We start from the raw sequence: 25,638 nt of genomic DNA, 5'->3' as shown, positions 1-25,638 counted from the left end.
CGCCGAACTTCTCCGCCACCGCGTCCGCCAGGACCAGCGCCACCATCGCCTCCGCGACGATGCCCGCCGCCGGGACCGCGCACACGTCGGAGCGCTGGTGATGCGCCTGCGCCGGCTCGCCCGTCGCCACGTCCACCGTCCGCAGGGCGCGCGGCACGGTCGCGATGGGCTTCATCGCGGCCCGCACCCGGAGCGGTTCGCCGGTGGACAGGCCGCCCTCGACGCCGCCCGCGCGGGCCGTCGCCCGGCCGATGCCCTCCGGCCCCGGCACGATCTCGTCGTGTGCCTCGGACCCGGGCACCCGGGCCAGCCCGAAGCCGTCGCCGACCTCCACTCCCTTGATCGCCTGAATGCCCATCAGCGCACCCGCCAGCCGGGAGTCCAGCCGCCGGTCCCAGTGCACGTGCGAGCCCAGGCCCACCGGGAGCCCGTAGGCCAGCACCTCGACCACACCGCCCAGGGTGTCGCCGTCCTTGTGGGCCCGGTCGATCTCCTCGACCATCGCCCCCGACGCGTCCGGGTCCAGGCAGCGCACCGGATCGGCGTCCAGCCGCGCCACGTCGGCCGGGACCGGACGGACACCGGGGGGCGCCGCCGCGGCGGCCAGCTCGACCACATGGCTGACGATCTCGACGCCCGCGGTCTCCCGCAGGTACGAGCGGGCCACCGCGCCGAGGGCCACCCGTGCCGCCGTCTCCCGCGCCGAGGCGCGCTCCAGCACCGGACGGGCCTCGTCGAAGCCGTACTTCTGCATCCCGGCGAGGTCGGCGTGGCCGGGGCGGGGCCGGGTGAGCGGGGCGTTGCGGGCCACTCCCGCCAGCACCCCGGGGTCCACCGGGCCGGGTGCCATCACCCGCTCCCATTTCGGCCACTCGGTGTTGCCGATCAGGACCGCCACCGGCGAGCCCAGGGTCAGCCCGTGCCGCACCCCGCCGAGGAAGGACACCTCGTCCCGCTCCAGCCCCATCCGCGCGCCCCGGCCGTGGCCGAGCCGCCGGCGCGCGAGGTGGTCCGCGACGTCCCCGGTGGTGACCGGGACCCCGGCGGGCAGCCCCTCCAGCGTCGCGACCAGTGCGGGGCCGTGGGACTCCCCGGCGGTCAGCCAGCGCAGTCTGCTCACCGGAGCCTGCCGAGACCGCTGTCGGTGAAGCCCCGGTCGCCGTGGAGCCAGGACACCGTGTCGTACATCTCCTCCTGGGTCAGCGCGGAGAGCATGGCGTTGCGGGCCCGCGCCCGCTCGCCCGCCGGGTGGTACAGCTCGCTGCCCATGCGGCGCGCGATCAGCTGGGTGCGGCCCGCGCGCTCCTGGCGCACCGCGTTGAACTTCTCCAGGCGCTGGACGACGTCGTCCTCGCCCATGCCGTCCAGCAGGTCGCCGAGGACCACGGCGTCCTCCAGCGCCTGGCAGGCGCCCTGGGCCGCGTACTGGAGCATCGGGTGGGCCGCGTCGCCGAGCAGGGCGACCCGTCCGTCGGTCCAGTTCCGGACCGGGTCGCGGTCGCAGAGCACCCATTCGCGCCAGCCCTCGCCCAGTTCGAGGAGTTCGCGGGCGGTGGCGCCGACGCCGGGGAACTGCCCGAGGACGTGCGCGGGGTCGGTCTCCCGTCCGGCCACCGGCACGCTCGCGCCGTCGTCGCGGGTCACCGCGAGGTTGAGGTACTTGCCGCCGCCGATGATGTAGTGCACGAAGTGCCACTTCGGCCCGGCCCAGAGGGTGACCGAGTTCCAGCGCAGCGGCTCCGGGACCTTCTCGATCGGGATGACCGAGCGGTAGATGGTGTGCCCCGACACCCGGGGCTCGCCGTCGCCCAGCATCGACGCGCGCACGGTGGAGCGGATGCCGTCCGCGCCGATCAGCGCCGCGCCGCGCACGGTCCGCCCGTCGGCGGTCCGCACCCGCACCTCCCCGTCGCCCTGCTCGTGACCCGTCACCGCGGCCCCGGCGACGAGTTCGACGGCGTCCAGCTCCTGGCAGGCGGTGAGCAGGGCCAGGTACAGGTCGCCGCGGTGCACCACGGCGTACGGGTTGCCGAACCGCTTCCGGTAGGCCCCGGTCAGTTCCATGGCGGCGACCCGCTCGCCGGTGACCCCGTCCATGAACCGCAACTCGTCGATGTACACGGCCTGGCTGCGCACGCTCTCGCCGACCCCGAGTCGGTCCATGGCGTGGAAGGCGTTGGGGCCGAGCTGGATGCCGGCGCCGATCTCCGCGAAGGTGTCGCTGCGCTCCAGCACGGTGACGCGGTGTCCGTGCCGGGCCAGCGACAGTGCCGTGGCGAGTCCGCCGATGCCGCCTCCGGCGACCACTATGTGTGCCATGTTCCATCAAGTCCCTTCTGAGTCAACAGGGTTGGGCCGATGTGCCAGTGCGGTGCCAGTGCCAGTGCCAGTGCCAGTGCCGAGTGCCGAGTGCTCGTGCGTGCTCGTTCGGGAGCCGGGAGCCGGGAGCCGGGAGCCGGGTCGGGACGGTGCGGACGCGGGCGCCCGGCCGGGGGTGAGGGGGCGGCGGCCGGTGCCGGGGCGGGGCGCGGCGGGTCCCCGGCGGTGCCGGGTGGGGACCCGGCACCGCGTCCGGGGGCCGCCCGGAGTCCCGCACGCAGGGAGCCGCACGCGGGGCCCCGCGTCCCGGACCCGCGCGTGGGGCCCCGCCCCGGCCGGTACGGCCCCGCCCCGGCGGGTTCAGGCGCCGTCCGGCTCCAGGGCCAGGCCGCGCCCGGCCAGCGCGGCCAGGGCGAAGGCGCCCTCCACGGTGGCCTCCACGTCGAAGGCGTGCCGCTCGGCCGGCGGGCCGCCGATCAGCGGGGCGGCCAGGTCGGGCAGCACGGCGGCCTCCGCCGCCTCCCGCGACTCCCAGAGCAGGACGGCTCCCCACCGGTCGGTGGCGGCGTCGGAGATCCAGAACTTCAGCCGCAGCCCCTCGATCCCCGAGAAGCGGGGCACCGCCTCGTCGCGCAGGAACTTCCGCAGGGACCCGACGGTCTGCCGGGAGCCGGACAGGTCCCACCACACGATCACCGCGTGCACGCGAGGGCCACCCCCCGGAGCAGCGAGCCGATGATGCCCGGCCCGTCCACGGTCAGCACGGACTCGGCGTGGAACTGCATCGAGGCGAAGGCACCCGCCCGCAGCGCGTGCACCTCGCCCGTCAGCGGGTCCCGGCTCACCTCGACCGTGCCGTACTCGGGATGATCGAGGAAGTCCCCGTCCCACCGGGCGGCGAAGGTGTTGTAGAAGCCGACCCGCGCCTTCCGGCCGAACAGGTCGATCTCGTGCTGGGCGCCCTGGTTGGGCACGGGGCGGCGCACCATCTCCAGGCCGAGCAGGGTGCTCAGCACCTGGTGGCTCAGGCAGACGGCGAGGAAGGGCCTGCGCTCCTCCAGCAACTGGGCCACCGCGGACCGCAGATGGGCGATCTTCGGATGGGCCGTCTCCCGCGGGTCGCCCGGCCCCGGACCCATGACCACGAGGTCGTACGCGTCCAGGTCGTACGGCTCGTCGAAGCGGCGCACCTCCACCTCGCAGCCCAGCGACCGGATCTGGTGGGCGATCATCTCGGTGAAGGTGTCCTCGGCGTCGATCACCAGGAGCCGCCGCCCCGCCAGTGGACCGGCGGTCCGGACCGTGTCGTCGGCCTCCCGCAGCCAGAACCGCGCGATGCCCTCGTTGCGCGAGTCCAGCGCCTCGCGCACCGCCGGGTGCGCGCCGAACCGGGTGGGCTCGCTCCCGCCGAGTGCCGCCAGCAGCCCGGCGGCCTTGGCGCGGGTCTCCTGCACCTCCGAGGCCGGGTCGGAGTGGCGCACCAGCGTGGCGCCCACCCCGATCCGCATCACCCCGGCGGTGTCGATGTCGGCGGTGCGGATCAGGATCGACGAGTCCAGGGTGCGCCCGCCGGCCGCGTCCCGTCCGATCAGCGCGGCCACGCCGCTGTAGTAGCCGCGGCCCGTCGGCTCGTGGCGGGCGATGACGCGGGCGGCGCTCTCCAGTGGGGAGCCGGTCACCGTGGGCGCGAAGAGCGTCTCGCGCAGGATGTCGCGCACGTCGCGCCCGGTGCGGCCCTCGATGAAGTACTCGGTGTGGGCGAGCCGGGCCATCTCCTTGAGGTAGGGGCCCACCACGCGTCCGCCCCCGGGGCAGATCCGGCCCATCATCTTCAGCTCCTCGTCGACGACCATGTACAGCTCGTCGGTCTCCTTGGTGTCGGAGAGGAAGGAGAGGACGCCGTCCAGGTCGGGGCCGGACTCGGGGTAGCGGTAGGTGCCGCTGATCGGGTTCATCACCGCCCGGTCGCCCCGGAGGCTGATGTGGCGCTCGGGAGTCGCCCCGACGAAGGTCCGCTCGCCGGTGTGGATGAGGAAGGTCCAGTACGCGCCCGCCTCGCGCTCGACGAGACGGCGGAAGAACGACAGCGCGGCCCGCGCGTCGAAGTCCGGCAACTGGGCGGTGAAGGACCGCTTGATGACGAAGTTGGCGCCCTCGCCGGTGCCGATCTCGTCGGCGACGACCCGGCGCACGGTCTCGGCGTACTCGTCGTCGCCGACGTCGAAGTGGCCCCCGGTCACCTTCACGGGGTGGTCGGGCAGCAGCGCGAGGCTGTCGCGCAGCGGGACCGCGTACTGCTCGCGCACCCGCATCGCCAGCAGCGGACTGCCGTCGTCCGGGGCGGCGAAGCCCCGTTCGGCCAGTTGCCGGTAGGGGATGAGCACCAGCAGTTCGTGGCCCGCGGCCTGCCGCGCCGCGTCGAGCCGGAGGTCGGCGAGGGTGCCGACCCGGGTCATGTCTCCGGCCAGTGCCTCCAGGGTGTCGTCCCCCGCCGCCTCCGGGCGGTGCAGCAGCGCGAACGCCCCGGCCGTGCCGTCCAGGATGCGTGCCAGTAACCCGGACGCACCGTCCTGCCTGGTCATGGGAATCCCTTCGCCTGGGCGCGTTAGCGCGCCGCCACGGTCGCGGTGTCGAGTTCGTGCAGGGCCGCCCCGGTGGTCAGGACCCTGGCGGCCCGCTCGGCGGCGTAGGTGAGCGCCAGCCGGTGGTAGTCGGCGGAGAAGTCCGCCACGGCGTCGCCCACCAGGAAGGGCTGGACATCGTTGGAGTACGCCTCCACCGCCGTCATCAGGACGCCCACGTGCGCGTACACCCCGCAGACGACGAGCTGGTCGCGGCCCCGGGCGCGCATCCGGTCGAGCAGGTCCGTGCGGTGGAAGGCGCTGTAGCGCCACTTGGTGAACACCCAGTCGCCGTCCTCCGGCTCCAGTGGGGCGACCACCCGGCGGTGCTCGGGGCTGGCCCTCATCCCCGGGCCCCAGAAGTCCTTGAGGAGCCCGCGCTGTTCCGGCGTCATGCTGCCGGGCTGGGCGGTGTAGGCGACGGGGATGCCCAGCGCCCTGGCCCGGTCCCGCAGCCGCGCCGTGTTGTCCACCAGGGCCCGGCCGAGGGCGGTGGTGCGGGGGAAGGGGCGCAGGAAGTACTCCTGCATGTCGTGGAGCAGCAGCACCGCGCGCCGGGGCGAGAGCCGCCAGTCCACGGTGTTCTCGGGGAGCTGGTCCGCGGTGGGCGGAGGATAGGGCTCCACCGGGGGGATACCGGGCATGGGGCGATTCCTTCCGTTCTCAGACACCGAGGGTGGCCCCGCCGTCCACGGTGAGCTCGTGCATCGTGATGTGCCCGGCGTCGTCCGAGAGCAGGAAGGCGACGGTGCGGGCGATGTCCTCGGGGCGGGCGACCTTGCCCAGCGGTATGCCGACCCGGTACTTCTCCGGGCTGCCGGCGATGGACGCCTTGGCCGCGGTGTCACCGGTGTGCATCCCGTGCAGCATCGGGGTGTCGGTGGACCCGGGCGCGACGACGTTGCAGCGGATGCCGCGGTCGGCCACCTCCAGGCCCAGGCACTTGGTGAAGGCCGTCGCGGCGGCCTTGGACGCGGCGTAGGCCGCCATGTCCGCGCGGGCCGTGCCCGCCGCGTTGGAGGCGACGGTCACGATCGCGCCGGCGCCCCGGGTGAGCATGCGGTTGACCACGGCCCGCGAGACGTGGAAGACGCCGGTGGCGTTCACCGCGAAGGTGGCGTTCCAGTCCTGGTCGGTCAGGGAGCAGGCGCGGCCCAGGCGCAGCACGCCGGCGGTGTTCACCAGGTGCCGCACCGGTCCCAGCCGGGTCTCGACCTCGTCGACGAGTCTCTCCACGTCGGCGCTGGAGGTGACGTCGGCGGCGAGGCCGGTCACCTCCAGACCGTCCGCGCGCAGCTTCGCGGCGGTGGCCGCGATCCGGACGGGGTCCAGGTCCACGGCCGCCACGCGTGCTCCGCGCTCGGCGAGCAGCCGGGCCACGGCCTCTCCGATGCCGCCGGCCGCTCCGGTGACCAGGGCGAGTGTTCCTTGCACGTCTCCAACCTCCTTGTGCCGTCGGCCTTGTGCCGACACGCGTCGGGTGATGCGGTGCGAGGGGCGAACGGGTCGGTGCTGCGCGGACGCGGTCAGTTGCCCCAGGCCGAGGCGACCTCCACGGCCTGCTGGGGGTTGAGCCGCGGATCGCAGAAGCTCAGGTACTTGTCGCCGATGCGCTCCAGCTCGACCGCCGCCGAGACGCACTCGGTGACCGCCTCGGGGGTCGTCTCCAGGTGCAGGCCCGCCGCGACGCCGCCGCCGGCCTCCACCGCGTCCCGGAACGCCTGGATCTCGCAGACCACCGTCTCGACCAGGCGGGTCTTGAGGCCCTCCGGTCCCGAGACGGTGTTGCCGTGCATCGGGTCCGACAGCCACAGCACGGGATGTCCGGCCGCGGTCACGGCCTCCACCAGGGCGGGCAGTCTGCGCGCGGCGTTGTCGGCGCCCATCCGGGAGATCAGGGTGAGCCGTCCGGGGCTGCGCTCGGGGTCCAGGCGCTCGCACAGGCCGAGCAGTTCCTCGGGGGTCATGCCCGGCCCGACCTTCACGGCCACCGGGTTGGCGACCGCGGCGAGCAGGGCGATGTGGGCGCCGTCCGGCTGCCGGGTGCGCTCGCCGACCCAGGGCCAGTGGGTGGAGGCCAGCAGCAGGGAGCCGTCGGGTTCGCGGCGCAGCAGGGGCAGTTCGTAGTCGAGGAGCAGCGCCTCGTGGCTGGTCCACACCGGGACGCCGAACTCCGCGCGGTGGCCCGCGGTGCCCCGCCAGCCCAGGTAGTGCATGGTGTCGCTGGCGGCGCGGTAGCCCGAGAGCAGGTGGTCGGGGTCGGGGCTGCGCAGTCCGCCGTCGGGCTCGGGACGGTTGACCAGGTGCCCCCGGTAGACGGGGAGTTCGACGCCGTTCACGGTCTCGGTCGGGTTCGACCGGGGCTTGCCGTACTGCCCGGCGAGGCGGCCCACCCGCAGCACCGGCTTCCCGGCGGCGAGCTTCATCGTCCCGGCGAGCACGTCGAGCAGCGCGGTCTTGCGGGCGACGTCGGCGGGGGTGGCCTCGGCCGGGTCCTCGGCGCAGTCGCCGGCCTGGATGATCTGGAGGTGCCCGGCGGCGGCCTCGGCCAGCAGGGTCCGCAGGCGGCGTACGGCCTCGATGTCCACCAGGGCGGGCATGCGCCGCAGATGGGCGCGGGCCGTGTCCAGCCGGGGGTGGTGGGCCCAGTCGGGTTGTTGGAGGGCGGGCAGGGAGCGGAGGTGGGACTCAATCTCGGTCATCGGATTCCCTAGGCGGGCGTGCCGGAGTGGCTCCGGCTGAAGGCGGGCGTGGCCATGGATGAGTGAGCACGGGCGTGTGCGAGCCGGCGGGGGTGGGCCCCGAGGGACTGCGGTCACGGGCATCCCGTCGTGCGTCCTCCAGTGGGCTCGCATCCGGGCCCGGTGGGGCGAGCACCACGTTGGAGGGGGGCGCGCCGGGCGGCAACGCCCCGCCGTGTAGTCCGTCGCGATGGCGGTCAGTCCGTCGGGTCGGGGCGTAGTCCGTCAACTCGCCTGCCGTCGGGGCCGCTTGAGGCCGTTCCGGAGTCCTCCGGAGCCCGGCCGGGCGCGGTCGGCGCGCTCCCCGGCCCGCCCGGGGAGACCGGTGCGCACCGCCCGGGGAGGGGGAGGGAGAGGGTCCGGATCGCCCCCGCGGGCGGCGACTCCGTCATGTTGGCCCGCCACATGTGACGGATTCCGCGGCGCGTGACAGAGTTCGCGGCCGCTCCGTGCGGCGCCGCCCGCCCCTGTGCCAAGAATTTCCCCGTCCGAACCGCCACCCGCCCCGCAGAGCAGGAGCGTTCCGCGATGACCACCCTCCTCCCCGGCACCGCCGCGCACCACGCGACCGACGACGACGTCGTGACCGCGGTGGCCGTCCGGCCGGTCCCGGGGACGGGGACGGCGGCGACCGACGCACAGCCCGGCACCTCCGGGTCCCGCGCACCGGGCCCCGGCGCCCCCGGGCTCCGAGCGGCCCACGCCCCCGGAGCCCACGCCCCCGAGACCGGCGCACCCGCGGGCCGCACACCGGCGTACGGCCCGCCCGCGAACGGCGGCCCGGCGGCAACCGCCCACCGCGCCACCCCCGCCGTCCGCACCGCCCCCGGGCACCCCGCCCGGCACCCCGCCCCGACCTCACCGCGGCACCGCGCCCCCGTGTGCGGGCACCCGGCGCCGCACCCCGTGCCGTGCCACCGCGTCCCGCACCGGCCCGCACGGCCCCGCCGCCGCGCCGACGGCTGAACCGCACGACGGCGGACCGCCCGCCCCCGGGCCCGCGCCCGCGACCGGACCGGCGGACCACCGGCCGGCCGCCGGGGCGCCGCAGACCGACCGATCCCTCCGGGGCCGCCACCGGCCCCCATCGGACCTGGCCGAAAGGAAGCTCTCCGATGTCCGCAGCAGACCCCCTTCTCGAACTGCCCTACGGCACCGCGCCCGACCCCGGCGAGTTCCTCCGCGCCGCGATCCGCTGGCACTTCTCGAAAGAGACCGGAACGCCGTTCTGGCTCGACCGCGTCGGACGGCTGGACTTCGACCCGGTCGAGGACGTCCGGACCTTCGACGACCTGAGGCTCTTCCCGAACTTCGCCAACGAGCTGCGGGAGGTGCGCGCCGAGGACCTGATCCCGCGCGGCTACGGCGAGCGCCCCGGCATCGTCGGCGTCTTCGACAGCGGCGGCACCACCGGCGCGCCCAAGCGCGTCGTGATGCTCCAGGAGTGGCTGGACATGCTGCTCGCGCACAGCGACGCCCAGCTCGACGCGCACGGCGTGCCCCGCGCCGCCAACTGGCTGCTCGCCATCCCGTCCGGCCCGCACATGGTCGGCGCCTCCTTCCAGCAGCTGGTGGCCCGGCGCGGCGGACTCTCCTTCTCCGTCGACGTCGACCCGCGATGGGTGAAGAAGATCATCGCCCGGGGCGACCAGGCCGAGTCCGACCGCTACACCGAGCACCTCATCGACCAGCTCCAGCACCCGCTCCGGTCCCAGGACATCGGCGTCCTGATGCTGACCCCGCCGGTGCTGGAGCGCCTGTGCCGCCGCGACGAACTCGTCGACCTGGTGCGCGAGAAGGTCCGGGCCATCATGTGGGTCGGCACCCAGCTCGACCCCGACACCCGGCACCTCTACCGCACCGAACTGTTCCCCGACACGGTCCTGTGCAGCGGCTTCGGCAACACCATGACCCTCGGGCACGTCACCGAGCGCCCGGGACTGGGCGACGACGACCCCTGCGTCTACGACCCCTTCTCGCCGTACATGACGTACAACGTGGTCGACCTGGAGAAGCGCCGGCCGGTCGGCTACGGCGAGCGCGGACGCGTGGTCATGCACTACGTCGGCAAGAGCCTGTTCCTGCCCAACAACGTGGAGCGGGACGTCGCCACCCGCATCCGGGCGCTGCCGGGCCACGTCGGCGACGCCGTCGCGGACATCGCCCCGGTGCGCGAGTTCGACGACGAGAAGGTCATCGAGGGGGTCTACTGATGGCCGCCCCCGAGCCGTACACGCTGGACGCGCTGGGCCCCGGCGGCCCCTACCGCGCCCGTCACCGCGAGACCGTCACCGACACCGCCGGGAGCGCCGTCGCCGAACTCAGCCTGGTGCCGCGGCTGTTCGTCAGCCGGGCACTCGGCGCCCTGCACCGGGCGGAACCGCTGCCCAGGGAGCGGCGGCTGGCCGCCCTCGCCCGCGCGGCCCGCGTCTTCCGCGAGGACGAGGTCCACGGGCTCGGCTACGACGCGTACGAGCGCACCGTCTCCCGTGTCTCCGGCATCCCGCTGGCCGCCGTGCGCTCGGCCGCCGACGAGATCGCGGACTCGGCGCGCCGCGCCCTGGTCGGCGCCTACGGCGCGCTGCCCGGCGGCGCCGTGCTGGACTGGCGGGACGGGCGCACCCGCACCGGCAGCGCGGTGTGGACGCGGCGCGGCGAGGTGCTCGCCGTGAACGCGGCGGGCAACCACCCGGCCCCGCACGCCCTGTGGCTGGAGGCCCTCGCCCTCGGCTTCCGGGTGGCCGTCCGGCCCTCCCGCCGGGAGCCGTTCACCCCGCACCGCCTGGTCGCGGCGCTGCGCGCGGCCGGCTTCGGCGACGACCACGTGGTGCTGCTGCCCACCGACCACGACGTGGCCGGGGAACTGCTCGGCGGAGCCGACCTGGCGCTGGTGTACGGCGGCGACGACGTCGTCCGCAGGTACGCCGCCGACCCGGGTGTGCTGGTCCAGGGGCCGGGCCGGACGAAGATCCTGGTCACGGCCGGGGCGGACTGGCGGGCCCACCTGGACACGCTGGTGGACTCCGTCGCCCACCACGGCGGGATGAAGTGCGTCAACGCCTCCGCCGTCCTCGTCGAGGGCGACCCCGCGCCGGTGGCCGCCGCACTCGCCGAACGCCTGGGCGCGCTGCCCAGCCTGCCGGCCGAGGACGAGAAGGCCGGGCTGCCCGTCCAGCCTCTCGACCGGGCCCGGGCCCTCGACCGGCACCTGCGGGAGCGCGCCCGGGGCACCGTCGCCCACCTCGGCGGCGACGGCGTCGTGGAGGAACTGCCGGACGGCGGCGCGGTGCTGCGCCCCGCGGTCTTCGAGGCGCCCGACCTCCGGGGCGGCTGGCACACCGCCGAACTGCCCTTCCCCTGCGTGTGGGTGGTGCCCTGGAGCCGCGCCGACGGGGCCGCCGCCCTCGGCGGTTCGCTGGTCGTCGGCGTGCTGGCCGACGACGCCGAACCGGCCGACGGCGAGCTGATCGACGCCCTGGTCGCCGACCGGACCATCGCCAACGTGTACGTCGGCGACCACCCCACCCACTGGATGGACCGCAGCGTCCCGCACGACGGCTACCTCGGCGAGTTCCTGATGCGCAGCAAGACCGTCATCCGCGGCTGACCGGTGGCCCCCGGCCCCCAGCCGACATCCCCGTCACACCCAGAGGAGCAGATTCATGTCCATCACCGACACACATGCCGGAGCCGTCCCCGCGGGCGCGGCCGGGGAGTACGCCCTGGCCGGTGAACTCGTCGTCCGCCGCATGGGGTTCGGCGCCATGCAGCTCCCCGGACCGGGGGTCTGGGGCCCGCCGAAGGACCGGGCGCGGGCGGTCTCGGTGGTCCGCCGCGCGGTGGAGCTGGGCGTCAACCACATCGACACCAGCGACTACTACGGCCCGTACGTCGCCAACGAGGTGATCCGCGAGGCGCTCCACCCCTACGACGACGATCTGGTGATCATCACCAAGGTGGGCGCCTTCCGCACCCCGGACCAGGCGTGGCCGGCGGCCCTGAAGCCGGAGCAGCTCCGCCGCGCGGTGTACGACAACCTGCGCGGCCTGGGCCGCGACCACCTCGACGTGGTCAACCTCCGGATCGTCGAGGAGGCCGGCGGCCTGGGCCCGGAGGACTCGATCGCCGAACCCTTCGGCGCGCTGGCCGAACTGCGGGAGCAGGGGCTGATCCGGCACCTCGGGGTCAGCAACGTGACCGCCGCGCAACTGGCCGAGGCCCGGGAGATCGCCCCGGTCGTCTGCGTGCAGAACGAGTACAACGTGGTGCGCCGCCTCCACGAGGACCTCGTGCGCACCTGCGCCGAGGCGGGGATCGCCTTCATGCCCTTCTTCCCGCTGGGCACCTTCACCCTCCAGCACGAGAAGGACACCTCGACCGACACCAAGGTGCCCCAGCAGGTCCCGCTGGACGCCCGGGTCATCCACGCCGTGGCCGAGCGGCTGGAGGCCACCCCCTACCAGGTGGCCCTCGCCTGGCTGCTCCAGCACTCCCCGAACATCTGCTGCATCCCCGGCACCTCCAGTCCGGGGCACCTGGAGGAGAACGTCGCGGCGGCGGCCCTGCGGCTGTCGGAGACCGACGTCAAGGAGCTGGACGCGCTGTACGGGGGCGGGGAGCGATGAGTCTCGGATTCTTCGCGGGCCAGAACCGCAACGAGGTCGTCATCGTCCCGCCCGGCGAGGGGCCGAGCCGGTGGGCCTTCGGCGACCGGTACACGGTCAAGTCCGGTGAGCACAACACCGGCAAGTCCCTCTTCCTCATCGAGGCCCTGGTGCCGGAGGGCGGCGGTCCGCCGCTGCACATCCACCACTGGGAGGAGGAGGCCTTCTACGTCCTGGAGGGCACCGTCGAGTTCCGGGACCGCCACGGGAAGCACGAGGCGCCCGCCGGCACCTTCGTCTACGTGCCCCGGGGCACGGAGCACGCCTTCAAGAACATCTCGTCGGAGCCCGCGAAGATGCTCTTCCTGACCCTCCCCGGGGGCAAGGAGAGGTTCTTCCTGAACGTCGGGGTCCCGGCGGACGACGACACCCCGCCGCCCTCGGAGGAGCAGCGCCTCAAGGACGTGGCCTACGGCTACGAGGTGGGCCCCGAGTTCGGCGACGAGTACCTGGAGTGATGCGCGGCGCCGCCACGGCGCCGCGCACCGCCGACCCCACCCACCATCGAGGAGTTCCCTTGTCACGTACCGGTAAGCAACCCACCCGCCGCTCCCTCCTCGCCGCCGCGGGGGGCGTGGCCGGCGTCACCGCCCTCGGCCACGCCCAGCCCGCCCTGGCCGCCCCCGGCGGCGCGGCGGGAGCGGCGGCGGCGGCCGACCCCGTCGTCGCGGCCGCCGTGGTGCCCGGCGACCCCCGCTACGGGGACCTCCGGGCCGGGCTGAACCAGCGCTGGACGTCCTCCCCGGACCGCATCCACCTGGTCTCCACCACCGAGCAGGTCGTCCGGATCGTCGCGGAGGCCGCGGCGTCCCGCAGACGGGTGACGGTGCGCAGCGGCGGCCATTGTTACGAGGAGTTCGTCTACAACGCCGACGTCGAGGTCGTCGTCGACATGTCGGAGATGAACGCCGTCTACTTCGACCCGGACCGGAACGCCTTCGCGGTCGAGCCGGGCGCGACCCTCGGCGACGTCTACGACCGGCTGTTCCGCGGCTGGGGCGTGACCGTGCCGGGCGGCATGTGCTACTCGGTGGGGGCGGGCGGCCATGTCGCCGGAGGCGGCTGGGGACTCCTCTGCCGCCGCGACGGCCTGATCGTGGACCACCTGTACGCGGTCGAGGTCGTGACGGTCGACGCGGCCGGGAACGCCCGCGCCGTGGTCGCCACCCGCGACGACACGGGCCCCCTGCACGACCTGTGGTGGGCGCACACCGGGGGCGGCGGCGGAACCTTCGGGATCGTCACCCGCTACTGGTTCCGCTCGCCCGGCGCCGCGGGCACCGACCCCTCCGCCCTGCTGCCGAAGCCGCCGGCCGAGGTCCTGGTCAGCGCCCTGTCCTGGCCGTGGGCCAAGCTGACCAAGGCGGACTTCACCACGCTGGTGCGCAACTTCGGCACCTGGCACGAGGCCCAGTCGGCACCCGGCGGCACCACGGCCGGCCTGGTCACCCTGCTCAACCTCAACCACGTGTCCGCCGGTGAGATAGGGCTGCTCACCCAGGTCACGGGGGACACCCCGAACGCCGAGGCGGTGCTCCAGGACTGCCTGGACCACATCACCCGGGGCGTGCGCATCGCGCCCACCCGGCCCTCGGAGAACTCCAGCGAGCACGGGCCGCTCGCCAACTTCTTCGTGCCGCGCCGCTGGAGCTGGCTGAAGGCCACGCACTACCTCGGCACGAGCAACCAGGTGATGACCAACCCGCTGCTGCGCGGCGACCAGAAGTCCGCCTACCACCGGCGGGGCTTCACTGCGGCCCAGATATCCACCCTCTACCAGCACCTGCGCTCGACCCAGCTCGACAACCCGATGGCCCAGGTCGTGGTCAGCTCCTACGGCGCGCAGGTCAACGCCCTGGCGCCGGGGGACACCGCGCAGGTGCACCGCGACTCCGCCTTCAAGGTGCTGTACCAGGCCAACTGGACGGAGACGGAGGACGACGCGGCCAACCTGGCGTGGCTGCGGGGCCTGTACCGGGAGACGTACGCGGACAAGGGCGGCGTTCCGGCCCCCGACCGGCAGACCTCGGGCTGCTTCGTGAACTACTGCGACATCGACCTGAGCGACGCCCAGTACAACTCCTCCCCGGTGCCCTGGCACGACCTCTACTGGGGCGGCAACTACCCGCGCCTCCAGCGGACCAAGGCGCACTGGGACCCGACCGACTTCTTCCGGCACGGCCAGTCGGTCCGGCTGCCCTGACGCCCCGCGGCCCCGGGTCCGGGTCCGCCCGGACCCGGGGCGCCCGGCGGCTACCGGGTCCCGGCGGCCCGCAGCACGCTCGGCAGCAGTCCGGGGAAGCGCCGCTCCAGGTCGTCGCGGCGCAGCGTCAGGGTGTACTCCCGGCCCACGGCCTCCTGCCAGATGAGCCCGCCCTCCCGCAGCACCCGCCAGTGGTGGGTGAGGGTGGACTTGGGGACGCCTTCCAGGAGGCTGCCGCACGGCGTCGGGCCGGCCTCGGCGAGGGTGCGCACGACCTTGAGGCGCGTCGGGTTGCTCAGGGCGGTGAGGACGTCCTCGAGTCGGATCTCTTCGGCTTTCGGGTGACGGAGTGCCATGGCAGCCATAGTACGAACATACGCGGATCGTGGCCCGGCCCGCCTTGCGATCCACGCATCTACGATGGTACGAGTATGTACGTAGCAAGGCTCCGGCGGGCCCCAGCCGTCCGGGTGCGGTGAATCCCCCGGCCGACACCCGGCGATCAGAGTGGGTGCGGGCGGCCATCCGCCCGCACCCACCCCGTTCGGCACGGACCGCCCAGGTCACGAAGGTGAGGAAAGCGCAGTGAACCAACCCTCAGCCGCCTCCGCGGACGAGCCGGTCACCCACGACGTGGTGATCGTGGGAGGCGGCCCCGTCGGGATGCTGCTCGCCCACGAACTGGCCCTCCAGGGCGTACCGCCCCTGGTCGTCGAGAAGCTCCCGGTGCCCTCCGGGGTGTCGAAGGCCGGGACCCTGCACGCGCGCACCGTGGAGAGCCTGCACCGCCGGGGGTTGCGCGAGGCCGTGCAGCCCCGCCCCGCCCGCGGCGGCCGGGACAGCGTCCCCTTCCACTTCGCCGGGATGTTCGACCTCGACCTCGCGGAGGTGAGCGGAGAGGGCCCCGTCATCGTCGGCAGCCCGCAGGCGTACGCCGAGCAGGTCTTCGCCGACCGGGCCCTGGCCCTCGGCGCGAGGATCGTGCGCGGCCAGGAGTGCACCGGCGTCCGGGACGAGGGGGACCGCGTCCGCGTGGACCTGCTGGGCACGGACGGGACGCGGTCCCATGTCACCGCGCGGTGGGTGGTCGGCTGCGACGGGGTGCGCAGCGCCGTGCGCCGGACCGCCGGAATCCCCTTCACCGGGACCCCCGCCACCGTCTCGGCCCTGATGGGCGAGGTGCGCCTGCTCGACCCCTGGAGCGCCCCCGCCGGCTGGCAGCGCACCCCGCGCGGCTGGACCCTGATCTGGCTGAACCCGGCCGGGCACAGCCGGGTGTGCACCTACGACTTCCGCGGACCGGCCCGGGACCGCCGGGCACCGGTGACCTTCGGGGAGCTCCAGGGGGAGATGGACCGCATCGCGGGCCGGCCCGTGCCGATGGCGGACCCCCACGACCTCACCCGGTTCAGCGATGCCGCCCTCCAGGCCGAGCGCTACCGGGCCGGCCGGGTGCTGGTGGCCGGGGACGCGGCACACGCCCACTTCCCGATGGGCGGCCAGGGGCTCAACACCGGCCTCCAGGACGCGCTGAACCTCGGCTGGAAGCTCGCCGCCGAGATCAGGGGATGGGCCCCGGCCGGGCTGCTGGACAGCTACGACGGCGAACGGCGCCCGGTGGCGGCCCGTGTCCTGTACAACGTGCGGGCCCAGGTGGCGCTGATGAACCCCGAGGTGCTCACCGACTCCCTGCGCGGGCTGTTCCGCGAGATGATGCATCTGCCGCAGGTGAACGACCTGCTCACCGGCATGATCAGCGGCACCGCCATCCGCTACGACGTCCACGCCCCCGGCGACCCGCTCGCCGGCGCCTTCGCGCCGGACGCCCGGCTCAAGACCGCCCGGGGTCTGACGAGCCTCGCCGCCCTGCTGCACGACGGGCGCCCCGTGCTGGTCCACACCGCCGCGGCGGCGCACTGGGCCCGGTCGGCCGAGCCCTGGTCGGACCGGCTCTCGATCGTCGAGGCGGTACCGGAGCCGGCCTCCGCCCTGGCGGCCCCGGCGCTCCTGGTCCGCCCCGACGGCTATGTGCTCTGGAGCGCGCGCGAGGACGGCGCCACCCCGGACTTCGCCGAGGTGGCCACCGCGTGGCTGGGTGCTCCGGCCTGACGCGGCCGGGAGCCTCAGACCGGTTCCGCGGGTGCGGGCCCGAGGGTCCGGATCACCAGATCGATGGTGGTGGTCAGCCGCTCGATGTCGTGGCCCGCGCGCTCCCGCACCCGCAGGCCGAGCACCGTGGTGAACAGCAGTTCCACGGTGTCGTCGATGTCGAGCCCGGCGGCCAGCTCACCGCGGTCCCGGCCCAGTTCCAGCGCCGCGCGCAGGGCCTGCCGGGTGACCTCGAAGGCCGCCTCGGTCCGGCGGCGGACCTTCTCGTCGGTGGTGCCCAGTTCCGTGGCCGTGTTGACCACGAAGCAGCCGCGGCCGGACTTGCCGTCGGCCGGACAGGTGACCAGCCAGAGCATCCACTCCCGCAGCGCCTCCTGGACGGGCCGGTCCGTCGCGTCGAGCCGCTTGCGCGCCTCGGCGGACTCGGTGGCCCGGTAGTGGTCGAGGGCGCGCAGGAACAGCGTGTGCTTGTCCGTGAACGTGCGGTACAGGCTGCTGGGCGTGAGCTTCAGCTCGTCGCCCAGATCGCGGACCGAGGTCGCGTGGTACCCGCGTCGCCAGAACAGCTCGGTCGCCGAGGTGACCGCGTTCTTCTCGTCGAATTGTCGGGGGCGTCCCATGTATTCACCTTACCCAACTTGTGGAGCGAGCGCTCCCATACTACTCTTCTCTTACGGGAGCGATCGCTCCCGAATGGTGAAGGAGGCCCCCGTTGACGACCGCAGAACAGACCCCCGCCCTGACAAAGGAGCCCGAGGTCCCGGAGAAGAGCCGCTGGCTGGCGGTCTCCGCGGTGGCGCTGGGCACCTTCCTGCTGGTGACCGCGGAGCAGTTGCCGATCGGCCTGCTGACCTCCGTGGGATCGGCGCTGTCGGTCTCCGAGGGCACGGCGGGCCTGATGGTGACGGTGCCCAGCATCGTCGCGGCCTTCGCCGCCCCCCTGGTGCCGATGCTCGTGGGATCGCTGGACCGGCGCGTCCTGCTGATCGCCCTGATGACCCTGATGACCGTCTCCAACCTGGCCACGGCGCTGGCGCCGAACTTCGGCATCCTGGTCGCCTCCCGCGTCGTCGTCGGCATCGCGATCGGCGGTTTCTGGGCCGTCGCCAGCGGTCTGGCCATCCGGCTCGCCTCGCCCGACGACGTGCCCCGCGCCACCGCGGTGATCTTCGGCGGCGTCGGCGCCGCCAACGTGTTCGGCGTCCCGCTCGGCACCCTGCTCGGTGACTTCACCGGCTGGCGCATCGCCTTCACCTCGCTGAGCGTCCTGGCCCTGATCACCCTCGTCGCCCTGCTCGTGGTGCTGCCGAAGCTGGTGGCCGCGCAGATCATCCGGCCCAAGCTGCTGATGGAGCAGTTCCGCAACCCGGGCGTGCGGGTCGGCATCATCGCCACGGTGCTCATCGTCTTCGGACACTTCGCCGCCTACACCTTCGTCAGCCCGGCGCTGCAGAAGCTCTCCGGGATCGACGAGAGCTACGTCGGACCGCTGCTGTTCGGCTTCGGCGTGGCCGGCCTGATCGGCAACTTCGCCGCCGGGTCCGCCCTGTCCCGCCAGGTCTTCCGGACCGTGCTGATCATCTCCGTGGCCCTCGGCATCGCGATGCCGCTCTTCCTCCTGCTGGGCCAGAACAAGGTCGGCGGCGCCATCCTGCTGATCATCTGGGGCCTCTCCTACGGTGGTGTCTCGGTCGGCCTCCAGACCTGGATGATCAAGTCCGCCCCGAAGGCGGTCGAAGCGGCCTCCTCGCTCTGGGTCGCCGTGTTCAACCTCTCCATCGGCCTCGGCGCCCTGGTCGGCGGCTTCATCGTCGACATGCTCAGCCTCAACGGGGTCCTCTGGCTCGGCGGCGCCTGCGCCCTCCTCGCCGCCCTGACCGTCTGGACCGCCCGCGGCAACCAGGCCTTCCGCTGACCGGCCCCCTCACCAGGGCCACCCGAGGCGCCCCGCACCACGGCGCCGACCGGCGTGCCGTCGCCCCACCGGCGACGGCACGCCGTTCGCGTGTCCGGGACACCGCCCGGCCGCCGCCCCCGCGCGGCGCCGCCCGCACCCCTTGTCCCCGCCCGCTCCCGCGCTCCGCGCGACCGGGCCCGCCCGCACCGGCCCCGCGGCGCTGTCGGCGGGGGATGGGAAGATGCCGGGGCCGGGGAAAGGGGCGGGTGTGGGGCGTGCGGAACGGGAGGTGCTCGCACGGGCGGCGCGGCTCGCGGACGCCGCGCGGGGCCTGGTGGAGGACCACGGCAGGGCCGTCGGCGCCGTGCGCGACGCCTGGGCGCCGATCCGGGACGCGGAGGTGGAGCGGGAGCTGCGCACCCTCCCCGTGGGGCGGCTCCAGGACGTGACCGAGGGCCGGCTGCGGGTCGGGCCCGTCGAGCAGGGCGGCCTGGACACCGTCGGCGCCGTGCTCGCGGCCGGGCCCCACCGGCTGCGGCAGATCCCCGGCATCGGCCGGCAGACCGCCGACCAGATCATCGCCGCCGCCCGGCGGCTCTCCGACGCCGTGCTCGACACGGTCGCCGTCCCCATCGACGTGGACCGGCCGACCCCCCGCACCACGGCCCTCGTCGCCGCCCTGCACGTCCTGGTCGAGGCGGGCCCCGGGGCCCGGCGGGCGGTGACGGCGGCCGAAGCCCTCACGGCGCGCCTCGGCCCCCCGCTGGCCGACGCCGGGCCGGCCGCCGGGCGGCTGCGCATGCTCGTCGCGGGCAAGGAGGGGCGGGCCCGCGCGACGGCGGCGGTCACCGGGCTCCGCGCGCTGCTGGAGGAGGCGGAGGGGGCCGGGCTGCCCGCGCTCCTCGCCCAGACCTCGGTGGACCTGCTGCGCCCCGCGGACGAACTCGCCGCCTGGACCGGCTTCGAGCTGCGTTCCGCCGAGTACCACGGCCTGCTCGCGGAGGTCTCCGGGCTGCTGCCCGACGCCGCCGCCGCGGAGGGCTTCCTGCCCGAGGACGTCGCCGAACGGGTGCGCGGCCAGCGCCTGGACGACATCCACCGCCGGGTCTCGCTCCGCGGCTACCAGGCGTTCGGCGCCCGGTTCGCGCTGGCCCAGCGCAAGGTGATCCTCGGCGACGAGATGGGCCTCGGCAAGACGGTCCAGGCCATCGCGGTCCTCGCCCATCTGGCCGCCGAGGGGGAGAGCCGCTTCATGGTCGTCTGCCCGGCGAGCGTCCTCGTCAACTGGATCCGCGAGATCGAGACCCGCAGCTTCCTGCCCGTCTCCGTGCTGCACGGACCCGAGCGGTGGGGCGCCTTCGCGGACTGGCGGACCCGCGGCGGCGTCGCCGTCACCACCTACGAGGCGCTGCGCGGCTTCCCGGCCCCGGAGGACGACGGGGAGGGGGCCGCCCTGCTCGTGGTCGACGAGGCGCACGCCGTGAAGAACCCCGAGGCCCAGCGGTCGCGGGCGGTCGCGGACTGGACCCGGCACAGCGAGCGCGCCCTCTTCATGACGGGCACGCCGATGGAGAACCGGGTCGCCGAGTTCCGCAATCTGGTCGCCATGCTCGACCCCGGGATCGCGGACTCCCTCGCCGAGCGGAGCACCCTGGCCGACTCCGTCGCCTTCCGCCGGGCCGTCGCCCCCGTCTATCTGCGGCGCAACCAGAAGGACGTCCTGGCCGAGCTGCCGAGCCTCCAGCACACCGACGAGTGGGAGGAGCTGAGCCGGTCGGACGGGGCGGCCTACCGCGAGGCGGTGCGCGAGGGCAACTTCATGGCGATGCGCCGGGCCGCCTACGCCCGCCCCGAGCGGTCGGCCAAGCTGGAGCGGCTGCGCGAGATCGTCCGGGAGGCCGGGGAGAACGGGCGGAAGACGGTGGTCTTCTCCTACTTCCGGGACGTGCTCGACACGGTGGGCGGGGCGCTCGCCGCCGAACCCTCCGGTGCTCCGCCGCTGTTCGGGCCCCTGTCCGGGAGCCTTCCGGCCGGGCGGCGGCAGTCCCTCGTCGACGACTTCACCGCGGTCCGGGGCCCCGCGGTGCTCCTGGCGCAGATCCAGGCGGCGGGCGTCGGCCTCAACATGCAGGCCGCCTCCGTCGTCGTCCTGTGCGAGCCCCAGGTCAAGCCGACCCTGGAACACCAGGCGGTGGCCCGCGCGCACCGCATGGGCCAGGTCAGACCGGTGCGGGTGCACCGGCTGCTCGCCACCGGGGGAGTGGACGAGCGGCTGGTGCGGACGCTGGAGCGCAAGACCCTCCTGTTCGACACCTACGCGCGCCGCAGTTCGGTAGCCGAGGCGACCCCGGACGCGGTGGACATGGCGGACAGCGAACTGGCCCGGCGCATCGTGGAGGAGGAGCAGGCACGGCTGGGCATGGCCCCCGCCCCGGCCGACCCCGCGTCCGCGCCGCCGCCGGGGGGACCGGCGCACCCCGTGGCACCGGGGGAGCGGGCGGAACCGGGCGTCGACGGCGGCCCTGTCCCGCCCCCACCGGAGGCGCCCGGTCCGGCGGCGGTGGAACCGGGGGCACCCGAGCGGGGAGGGCCCGGCCCGGGGGCGCCCGGACCCGCGACGCGCGCCGTGGAGGCGGCGGCCGGGACGGCAGCGGTGCCCGAGCCGGGCGGCTCCGGTACGGGGCCCGTGGCCGGGGTGGGAGCGTCCGTCCCGGATACGGCACTTGAGGTGGTGAACTCCGGTCCGGGGCCGGTGGCCGGGCCGGGAGCACCGGCTGTGAGTACGGCAGTTGAGGTCGTGGCGCCCGGTCCGGTGCGGTCGGGATCGGCGTCGGTGGCCGGAGCGGAAGTATCCGTGGCGGATGCGGCGGTTGAGACGGCGGCGTCCGGCCGTGAGGGGGAGCCCGGGGCGGGAGCGACCGTTCCGGAAACGGCACGTGGGGCGGTGGCGTCCGGTCCGGAGGGGGCGCCCTGCCCGGGGGCGTCGGGGCCGGAGCCGGTGGCCGGGCCGGGAGTGCCCGGTGCGAGGGCGTTCGACGCGGGAGCGGCGGTCGGACCGGAGGCGCCCGGGACGGGAGGCGTTCGCGCGGACGCCTGAGTCTCCGGTGTTCCAACGCCCTTTCCCGGCACGGGAGATGACCGGGAGTCCCCGGCGTCCGGGCTCGCCGTGCCGCGCCGCCACCGGCCCCCGGACGACCGCCCCGCAGGGCCCGTACCCCCGCCGTCCACGGGGCCCCGTACCCGCGCCGTCCGCAGGGTCCCGTACCCGGCCGGCCCGCCCCGCGCTTACGATGCGCCCAGTCACCGCTCGAACACCGGTGCGCCCGGAGCCGTTCCGCCCCGTTCCGCACCCCGCCCGAACCAGGAGCACCCCTGCCCGTGTCCACGCCGCCGCCCCCCGGACCCCACGGGCCGTACCCGCAGGGTTCCCCCGCCGCGCCCTGGGGCCACCCCTACGGGCCACCGCCGCCCCCGGAGGCCCCGGTCAACGGCGTGGCCATCGCCGCGCTGGTCCTCGGCATCCTCTGCTTCCTGCCGGCGGTCGGACTGGTCCTCGGGATCATCGCGCTCCGTCAGATCGGGCGGCGGGGCGAGCGGGGCAGGGGGCTGGCCGTGGCCGGGTCGGTGCTCTCCGGCGTGGGCATCGGGCTGTGGGCGATCGCGCTGGCCACCGGCGGCGCCGCCGACTTCTGGGAGGGCTTCCGCGAAGCGGCGGGCGACCGGTCCGGCACCCCCTTCACCCTGAGCAAGGGCGACTGCTACAACTCCCCGGGCGGATCCGTGGAGGGCGAGATCGACGAGGTCGACGAGGTGCCCTGCGACTCGCCGCACGACGCCGAGGTGGTCGGCTCCTTCCGGATACCCGGCCGGACCTACCCCGGCGACGACGGGATCGCCGAGCTCGCGGACGACCGCTGCTACCGGATCGCCGAGACGTACGCGATGGACTCCTGGGCCCTGCCCGACGAGGTGGACCTGTACTACCTGACGCCGAGCCCGGCGAGCTGGCGCCTGGGCGACCGGGAGGTCACCTGCGGGTTCGCGCGGACGGACGCGGAGCCCCTGACCGGCTCGCTGCGCGCCGACGAGACCGTGCTCGACGAGCACCAGGTGGCCTACCTGAGGGCGGAGGCCGTGCAGTACGCGGCCCTGGACGAGATGCCCGAGGACGACGACTTCGACGAGGACCCGGCCGCCCAGCGGGCCTGGGCGGACCGGGTGGCGGACGCCCTGGCCGAGCAGTCGGAGACGCTGAGCGGACACGACTGGCCCGCCGCGGCCGACGGGCCGGTCGCAGCGCTCGTCGCGGACCTGGAGAAGGCGCGGAAGGAGTGGGGCCGGGCCGCCTCGGCCGAGGACGCCGACACGTTCTACGGGCACGAGGACAACGGCTGGCAGCTCATCGATCCCGAGGACACGGTGACGGTCCGCGAGGCCCTGGGGCTCGCCACGACCCCGCCGGACACCGGGGAGGGCGGCGGAGACGGCGGGGACGCCGGGGGCGGCTCCGGCATCGAGGTGTGACGGCGGCCTGAGCGGGGAGAAAGTGCCTGCGTAAAGCCACCGTCCCCTCTGGGTAATCACTTCGAGTGATTCTCTGGCCTTTGCTTGCCTGGTACAACCCTGGGTTGCGACGCTGTAGCTGTCCGTACAAGCTGATGGGAGCGGCGAGTGACTTTCGGTGAGCAGCCGGCGTATCTGCGGGTCGCGGGGGATCTTCGCAGGAAGATCGTCGATGGTGCGCTGCCGCCGCACACCCGGCTGCCCTCCCAGGCGAGGATCCGCGAGGAGTACGGGGTCTCGGACACCGTCGCCCTGGAGGCGCGCAAGGTGCTGATGGCCGAGGGGCTCGTCGAGGGCCGCTCCGGCTCCGGCACATATGTGCGCGAGCGCCCGGTGCCCCGCCGCGTCTCGCGCTCCGGGTACCGGCCGGTGGGCGGGTCCACCCCGTTCCGGCAGGAGCAGGCCGAGGCGGGCGGCCGGGGCACCTGGGAGTCGCGCAGCGAGCAGACCGAGGCGAGCGTCATGGTGGCCGAGCGGCTCGGGGTCAAGCCGGGGGACCGGGTGATGTGCACCCGGTACGTCTTCCGGGAGGCGGGCGAGGCGATGATGCTCTCCACCTCCTGGGAGCCGCTGGACCTCACCGGGCGGACACCGGTGATGCTGCCCGAGGAGGGGCCGCTCGGCGGCATGGGCGTGGTCGAGCGCATGGCCGCCATCGAGGTCGTCGTGGACAACGTCACGGAGGAGGTCGGCGCCCGCCCCGGTCTCGCGGAGGAGCTGCATGTGCTGGGCGGGGTGCCCGGCCATGTGGTCCTGGTCGTCCAGCGCACCTTCTACGCCTCGGGGCGGCCCGTCGAGACGGCCGACGTGGTCGTCCCGGCCGACCGGTACCGGGTCGCTTACCACCTGCCCGTCCGCTGATCCCGGGCCCCACCGGCTCCGGTGTGTGAGATGGCGCACTCGGCCCGTGCGCCCCCCACGCGCTCGCCCGTGCCCGCCCCGGCGGGCGGGCCGCTCGCACCGCCCCGCGCGGAGCGGAGGGACCGGTCGTCGCCGCAGGTGGCGTCCGCCGTGCTCGCGGGGCCCCGAACCCGGCGCACCGGTGCGCGGGGAGGGCGCGCGGATGGTTGTGCGCCCCCCGGTGTACTGGCTGGTTGCGTACCTCTTCGTGAAAAGCCGTATTCGCTGCGTAAAGGTTGGGCGTAGGCTCAGGCATATGCGGATTGCGGTTTCCTTAGCAGACGGAACGCGACACGCGCCGCGGACGGGACGTGGAGGGGCGCGATGAACGACGGCACGATCACTCTTCCCTGGCTGGTCCTCCGCCAGGACGACAACGGCAATCGCTACCGGGTGGGCCGGTACGCGACCAGAGCCGAGGCCCAGAAGATCGCCGACAGCCTGGCGGACCGCGGTCAACGGCAGGACTACCTGGTCGAACGGCTCGGCCAGCCGGAGCCGGGCGCCGCGGGCTGACGGACCCGGGCCGGGCACCCGACATCGGGTGCCCGGCCCGGTCCGGTTTCGGCGGACCCGCCGGGTGCGGGGCGCGGAGGTGCTGGAGTTCCGGGGCGCCAAGGGCTCCGGGGCGATGGATCGGCGGCGTTCCGGGGCTCCGGGCCGCCCTGTCCCCGCTCCCGAGGTACCCGGTCCGGCGGCCGGGTCCGAAGGCCGGTCCGGACGGGCCGCACCGGCTCGCCGGGGCCATCGGGCGGCCGGTCCGTCCGGAGCGCCGGTTCACGGCTCCGCAGGGTCCGTCGGTCGGCCCGGTGCACCGGCCCACCGGATCCGCCGGGCCGTGACGGCTCCCGTTTCGGCCGACTTCCCCGACCTCGGCTCATCGGTTCCCGGGTCGTACGCGCCCCGGTCCGTCCGGATGCCCCGGGGTGACGGCCCCGCCTGCTGACGGGGCGTCGGTGGCGGGGGTGCCGGGGTGCGGGGGCGTGGAGGGCCCCGGGTCCGGCGCGGTGCCTGCGGGGCCGGCGCGGGGCGCGCGTGGTCCCGGCCCGACGGGTCCGTCCTCCACCGGGTGCGTGCGGACGCCGTCCGCCGGGGCACTAGGGTCCTGCCTGACCAGGGTTCCGGAGGGCGGAGGCGGAGTGATGTCGGGCCTGATCGACACGGTGGCGTGGGTGCGGACCGAGAACGGCCGCATCCTGTGCGCCCGGCCGCGGGGCAAGGACGTCTTCTACATCCCCGGCGGCAAGCGGGAGGGCGACGAGAGCGATCTCCAGACCCTGCTGCGCGAGATCGAGGAGGAGCTGACCGTGCGCCTCGACCCGTCCACCGCCGTGCACGTCGGCACCTACGAGGCGGGGGCGCCCGGACTGCCGCCCGGCACGGTCGTGCGCATGAGCTGCTACACCGCCGAGTACGAGGGCACCCTGTCGGCCAGCAGCGAGATCGAGGAGACCGCCTGGTTCTCCTACGCGGACCGTCCCCTGGTCCCGCCCGTCGACCAGCTCCTCTTCGACGACCTCAGGGCCGACGGGGAGTTGGCCTGACACCAGGCCGGGGCTGGAGTCGGGGCCGGAGCCGGTGTCAGGGCTCCCGGCCGGGTCCGGCCCCGACGACCGCCCCG

The 25,638-nt window shown here is 74.6% G+C and carries 20 protein-coding genes and 1 pseudogene; 12 read left to right on the top strand and 9 right to left on the bottom strand.

Annotated features, from left to right (window positions below):
* The 7 genes from aroC to GTY84_RS18175 all read right to left on the bottom strand — a co-directional run.
* On the bottom strand, window positions 1-1,120 hold a 1,120-nt coding region (gene aroC / locus GTY84_RS18205), incomplete at its 3' end, for a chorismate synthase (RefSeq protein ID WP_161227342.1).
* A complete protein-coding gene (locus GTY84_RS18200) occupies window positions 1,117-2,319 on the bottom strand; it encodes a 3-hydroxybenzoate 6-monooxygenase (protein WP_161227341.1) in 1,203 nt (400 codons plus the stop codon). The genes GTY84_RS18200 and aroC, both read right to left, overlap by 4 nt.
* A gap of 360 nt (window positions 2,320-2,679) precedes the next feature.
* Window positions 2,680-3,024: a hypothetical protein gene (locus GTY84_RS18195; protein WP_161227340.1), complete on the bottom strand. Its 345-nt coding sequence runs from the start codon at window positions 3,022-3,024 to the stop codon at window positions 2,680-2,682.
* On the bottom strand, window positions 3,012-4,901 hold the full coding sequence (locus GTY84_RS18190) for an anthranilate synthase family protein (RefSeq protein WP_161227339.1): 1,890 nt from the start codon (window positions 4,899-4,901) through the stop codon (window positions 3,012-3,014). Before GTY84_RS18190 ends, GTY84_RS18195 begins: the two co-directional genes overlap by 13 nt.
* A gap of 23 nt (window positions 4,902-4,924) precedes the next feature.
* Entirely contained in the window at window positions 4,925-5,584 is a 660-nt protein-coding gene (locus GTY84_RS18185) for an isochorismatase family protein (RefSeq protein ID WP_161227338.1), read from the bottom strand.
* Window positions 5,585-5,603: 19 nt separating this feature from the next.
* Window positions 5,604-6,374, bottom strand: coding sequence for a 2,3-dihydro-2,3-dihydroxybenzoate dehydrogenase (locus tag GTY84_RS18180; RefSeq protein WP_161227337.1), 771 nt, complete (start codon window positions 6,372-6,374; stop codon window positions 5,604-5,606).
* Window positions 6,375-6,466: 92 nt separating this feature from the next.
* On the bottom strand, window positions 6,467-7,642 hold the full coding sequence (locus GTY84_RS18175; RefSeq protein ID WP_161227336.1) for a 3-deoxy-7-phosphoheptulonate synthase: 1,176 nt from the start codon (window positions 7,640-7,642) through the stop codon (window positions 6,467-6,469).
* Between the two features lie 1,154 nt (window positions 7,643-8,796).
* Between GTY84_RS18175 and GTY84_RS18170 the strand changes: the two genes are divergently transcribed.
* The 5 genes from GTY84_RS18170 to GTY84_RS18150 are packed head-to-tail and all read left to right on the top strand — an operon-like array spanning window position 8,797 to window position 14,548.
* Complete coding sequence (locus tag GTY84_RS18170) at window positions 8,797-9,894, top strand: long-chain fatty acid--CoA ligase (RefSeq protein ID WP_161227335.1); 1,098 nt, start codon at window positions 8,797-8,799, stop codon at window positions 9,892-9,894.
* Entirely contained in the window at window positions 9,894-11,288 is a 1,395-nt protein-coding gene (locus tag GTY84_RS18165; protein WP_161227334.1) for an aldehyde dehydrogenase family protein, read from the top strand. Before GTY84_RS18170 ends, GTY84_RS18165 begins: the two co-directional genes overlap by 1 nt.
* Window positions 11,289-11,343: 55 nt before the next feature.
* Entirely contained in the window at window positions 11,344-12,306 is a 963-nt protein-coding gene (locus tag GTY84_RS18160; protein ID WP_161227333.1) for an oxidoreductase, read from the top strand.
* A complete protein-coding gene (locus GTY84_RS18155) occupies window positions 12,303-12,803 on the top strand; it encodes a cupin domain-containing protein (protein ID WP_161227332.1) in 501 nt (166 codons plus the stop codon). The genes GTY84_RS18160 and GTY84_RS18155 overlap by 4 nt, the downstream gene beginning before the upstream one ends.
* Before the next feature lie 59 nt (window positions 12,804-12,862).
* The gene (locus tag GTY84_RS18150; RefSeq protein WP_161227331.1) at window positions 12,863-14,548 is read left to right on the top strand and encodes an FAD-binding protein; all 1,686 of its coding nucleotides are present in this window, start codon (window positions 12,863-12,865) and stop codon (window positions 14,546-14,548) included.
* 50 nt (window positions 14,549-14,598) lie between these two features.
* Here the strand turns inward: GTY84_RS18150 and GTY84_RS18145 are convergent, their stop codons facing one another.
* Window positions 14,599-14,904, bottom strand: coding sequence for a helix-turn-helix domain-containing protein (locus GTY84_RS18145; RefSeq protein ID WP_161227330.1), 306 nt, complete (start codon window positions 14,902-14,904; stop codon window positions 14,599-14,601).
* Window positions 14,905-15,133: 229 nt separating this feature from the next.
* On the opposite strand from GTY84_RS18145, the gene GTY84_RS18140 reads away from it, so the two are divergent.
* Complete coding sequence (locus GTY84_RS18140) at window positions 15,134-16,657, top strand: FAD-dependent monooxygenase (RefSeq protein ID WP_345943478.1); 1,524 nt, start codon at window positions 15,134-15,136, stop codon at window positions 16,655-16,657.
* 14 nt (window positions 16,658-16,671) lie between these two features.
* Here GTY84_RS18140 and GTY84_RS18135 read toward each other — a convergent pair whose 3' ends face one another.
* Window positions 16,672-17,277, bottom strand: coding sequence for a TetR/AcrR family transcriptional regulator (locus GTY84_RS18135; RefSeq protein ID WP_161227329.1), 606 nt, complete (start codon window positions 17,275-17,277; stop codon window positions 16,672-16,674).
* Between the two features lie 92 nt (window positions 17,278-17,369).
* Here GTY84_RS18135 and GTY84_RS18130 point away from each other — a divergent pair, with 92 nt between their 5' ends.
* The 6 genes and pseudogenes from GTY84_RS18130 to GTY84_RS18105 all read left to right on the top strand — a co-directional run bounded on the left by GTY84_RS18130 (window position 17,370) and on the right by GTY84_RS18105 (window position 25,561).
* Window positions 17,370-18,572 (top strand): MFS transporter, encoded by a 1,203-nt coding sequence (locus GTY84_RS18130; RefSeq protein WP_161227328.1) that lies wholly within the window; start codon window positions 17,370-17,372, stop codon window positions 18,570-18,572.
* Window positions 18,573-18,795: 223 nt separating this feature from the next.
* Window positions 18,796-20,976, top strand: a pseudogene (locus GTY84_RS18125) (SNF2-related protein); the annotation flags it as partial.
* Between the two features lie 956 nt (window positions 20,977-21,932).
* Window positions 21,933-23,078, top strand: a complete 1,146-nt coding sequence (locus GTY84_RS18120) for a DUF4190 domain-containing protein (protein ID WP_161227327.1) — start codon at window positions 21,933-21,935, stop codon at window positions 23,076-23,078.
* 147 nt (window positions 23,079-23,225) lie between these two features.
* Window positions 23,226-23,978 carry a GntR family transcriptional regulator gene (locus GTY84_RS18115; protein WP_161227326.1) on the top strand — a complete coding sequence of 251 codons (753 nt, stop codon included), beginning with the start codon at window positions 23,226-23,228 and terminating at the stop codon, window positions 23,976-23,978.
* 363 nt (window positions 23,979-24,341) lie between these two features.
* The gene (locus tag GTY84_RS18110) at window positions 24,342-24,533 is read left to right on the top strand and encodes an SPOR domain-containing protein (RefSeq protein ID WP_161227325.1); all 192 of its coding nucleotides are present in this window, start codon (window positions 24,342-24,344) and stop codon (window positions 24,531-24,533) included.
* Between the two features lie 626 nt (window positions 24,534-25,159).
* On the top strand, window positions 25,160-25,561 hold the full coding sequence (locus GTY84_RS18105; RefSeq protein WP_161227324.1) for an NUDIX domain-containing protein: 402 nt from the start codon (window positions 25,160-25,162) through the stop codon (window positions 25,559-25,561).
* The last annotated feature ends 77 nt before the right edge of the window (window positions 25,562-25,638 follow it).

The organism is Streptomyces sp. SID8352 (genome assembly GCF_009862265.1).
Classification (GTDB): domain Bacteria; phylum Actinomycetota; class Actinomycetes; order Streptomycetales; family Streptomycetaceae; genus Streptomyces.
Note: the sequence above shows the minus strand (reverse complement) of the source record. Positions and strands in the feature narration are given on the sequence as shown.

Excerpts from the sequence above, each read along its gene's own strand:
- GTY84_RS18200 (WP_161227341.1), bottom strand. The coding sequence starts at position 2,319 with ATGGCACACATAGTGGTCGCCGGAGGCGGCATCGGCGGACTCGCCACG.
- GTY84_RS18190 (WP_161227339.1), bottom strand. The coding sequence starts at position 4,901 with ATGACCAGGCAGGACGGTGCGTCCGGGTTACTGGCACGCATCCTGGAC.
- GTY84_RS18185 (WP_161227338.1), bottom strand. The coding sequence starts at position 5,584 with ATGCCCGGTATCCCCCCGGTGGAGCCCTATCCTCCGCCCACCGCGGAC.
- GTY84_RS18175 (WP_161227336.1), bottom strand. The coding sequence starts at position 7,642 with ATGACCGAGATTGAGTCCCACCTCCGCTCCCTGCCCGCCCTCCAACAA.
- GTY84_RS18170 (WP_161227335.1), top strand. The coding sequence starts at position 8,797 with ATGTCCGCAGCAGACCCCCTTCTCGAACTGCCCTACGGCACCGCGCCC.
- GTY84_RS18165 (WP_161227334.1), top strand. The coding sequence starts at position 9,894 with ATGGCCGCCCCCGAGCCGTACACGCTGGACGCGCTGGGCCCCGGCGGC.
- GTY84_RS18160 (WP_161227333.1), top strand. The coding sequence starts at position 11,344 with ATGTCCATCACCGACACACATGCCGGAGCCGTCCCCGCGGGCGCGGCC.
- GTY84_RS18155 (WP_161227332.1), top strand. The coding sequence starts at position 12,303 with ATGAGTCTCGGATTCTTCGCGGGCCAGAACCGCAACGAGGTCGTCATC.
- GTY84_RS18145 (WP_161227330.1), bottom strand. The coding sequence starts at position 14,904 with ATGGCACTCCGTCACCCGAAAGCCGAAGAGATCCGACTCGAGGACGTC.
- GTY84_RS18135 (WP_161227329.1), bottom strand. The coding sequence starts at position 17,277 with ATGGGACGCCCCCGACAATTCGACGAGAAGAACGCGGTCACCTCGGCG.
- GTY84_RS18110 (WP_161227325.1), top strand. The coding sequence starts at position 24,342 with ATGAACGACGGCACGATCACTCTTCCCTGGCTGGTCCTCCGCCAGGAC.
- GTY84_RS18105 (WP_161227324.1), top strand. The coding sequence starts at position 25,160 with ATGTCGGGCCTGATCGACACGGTGGCGTGGGTGCGGACCGAGAACGGC.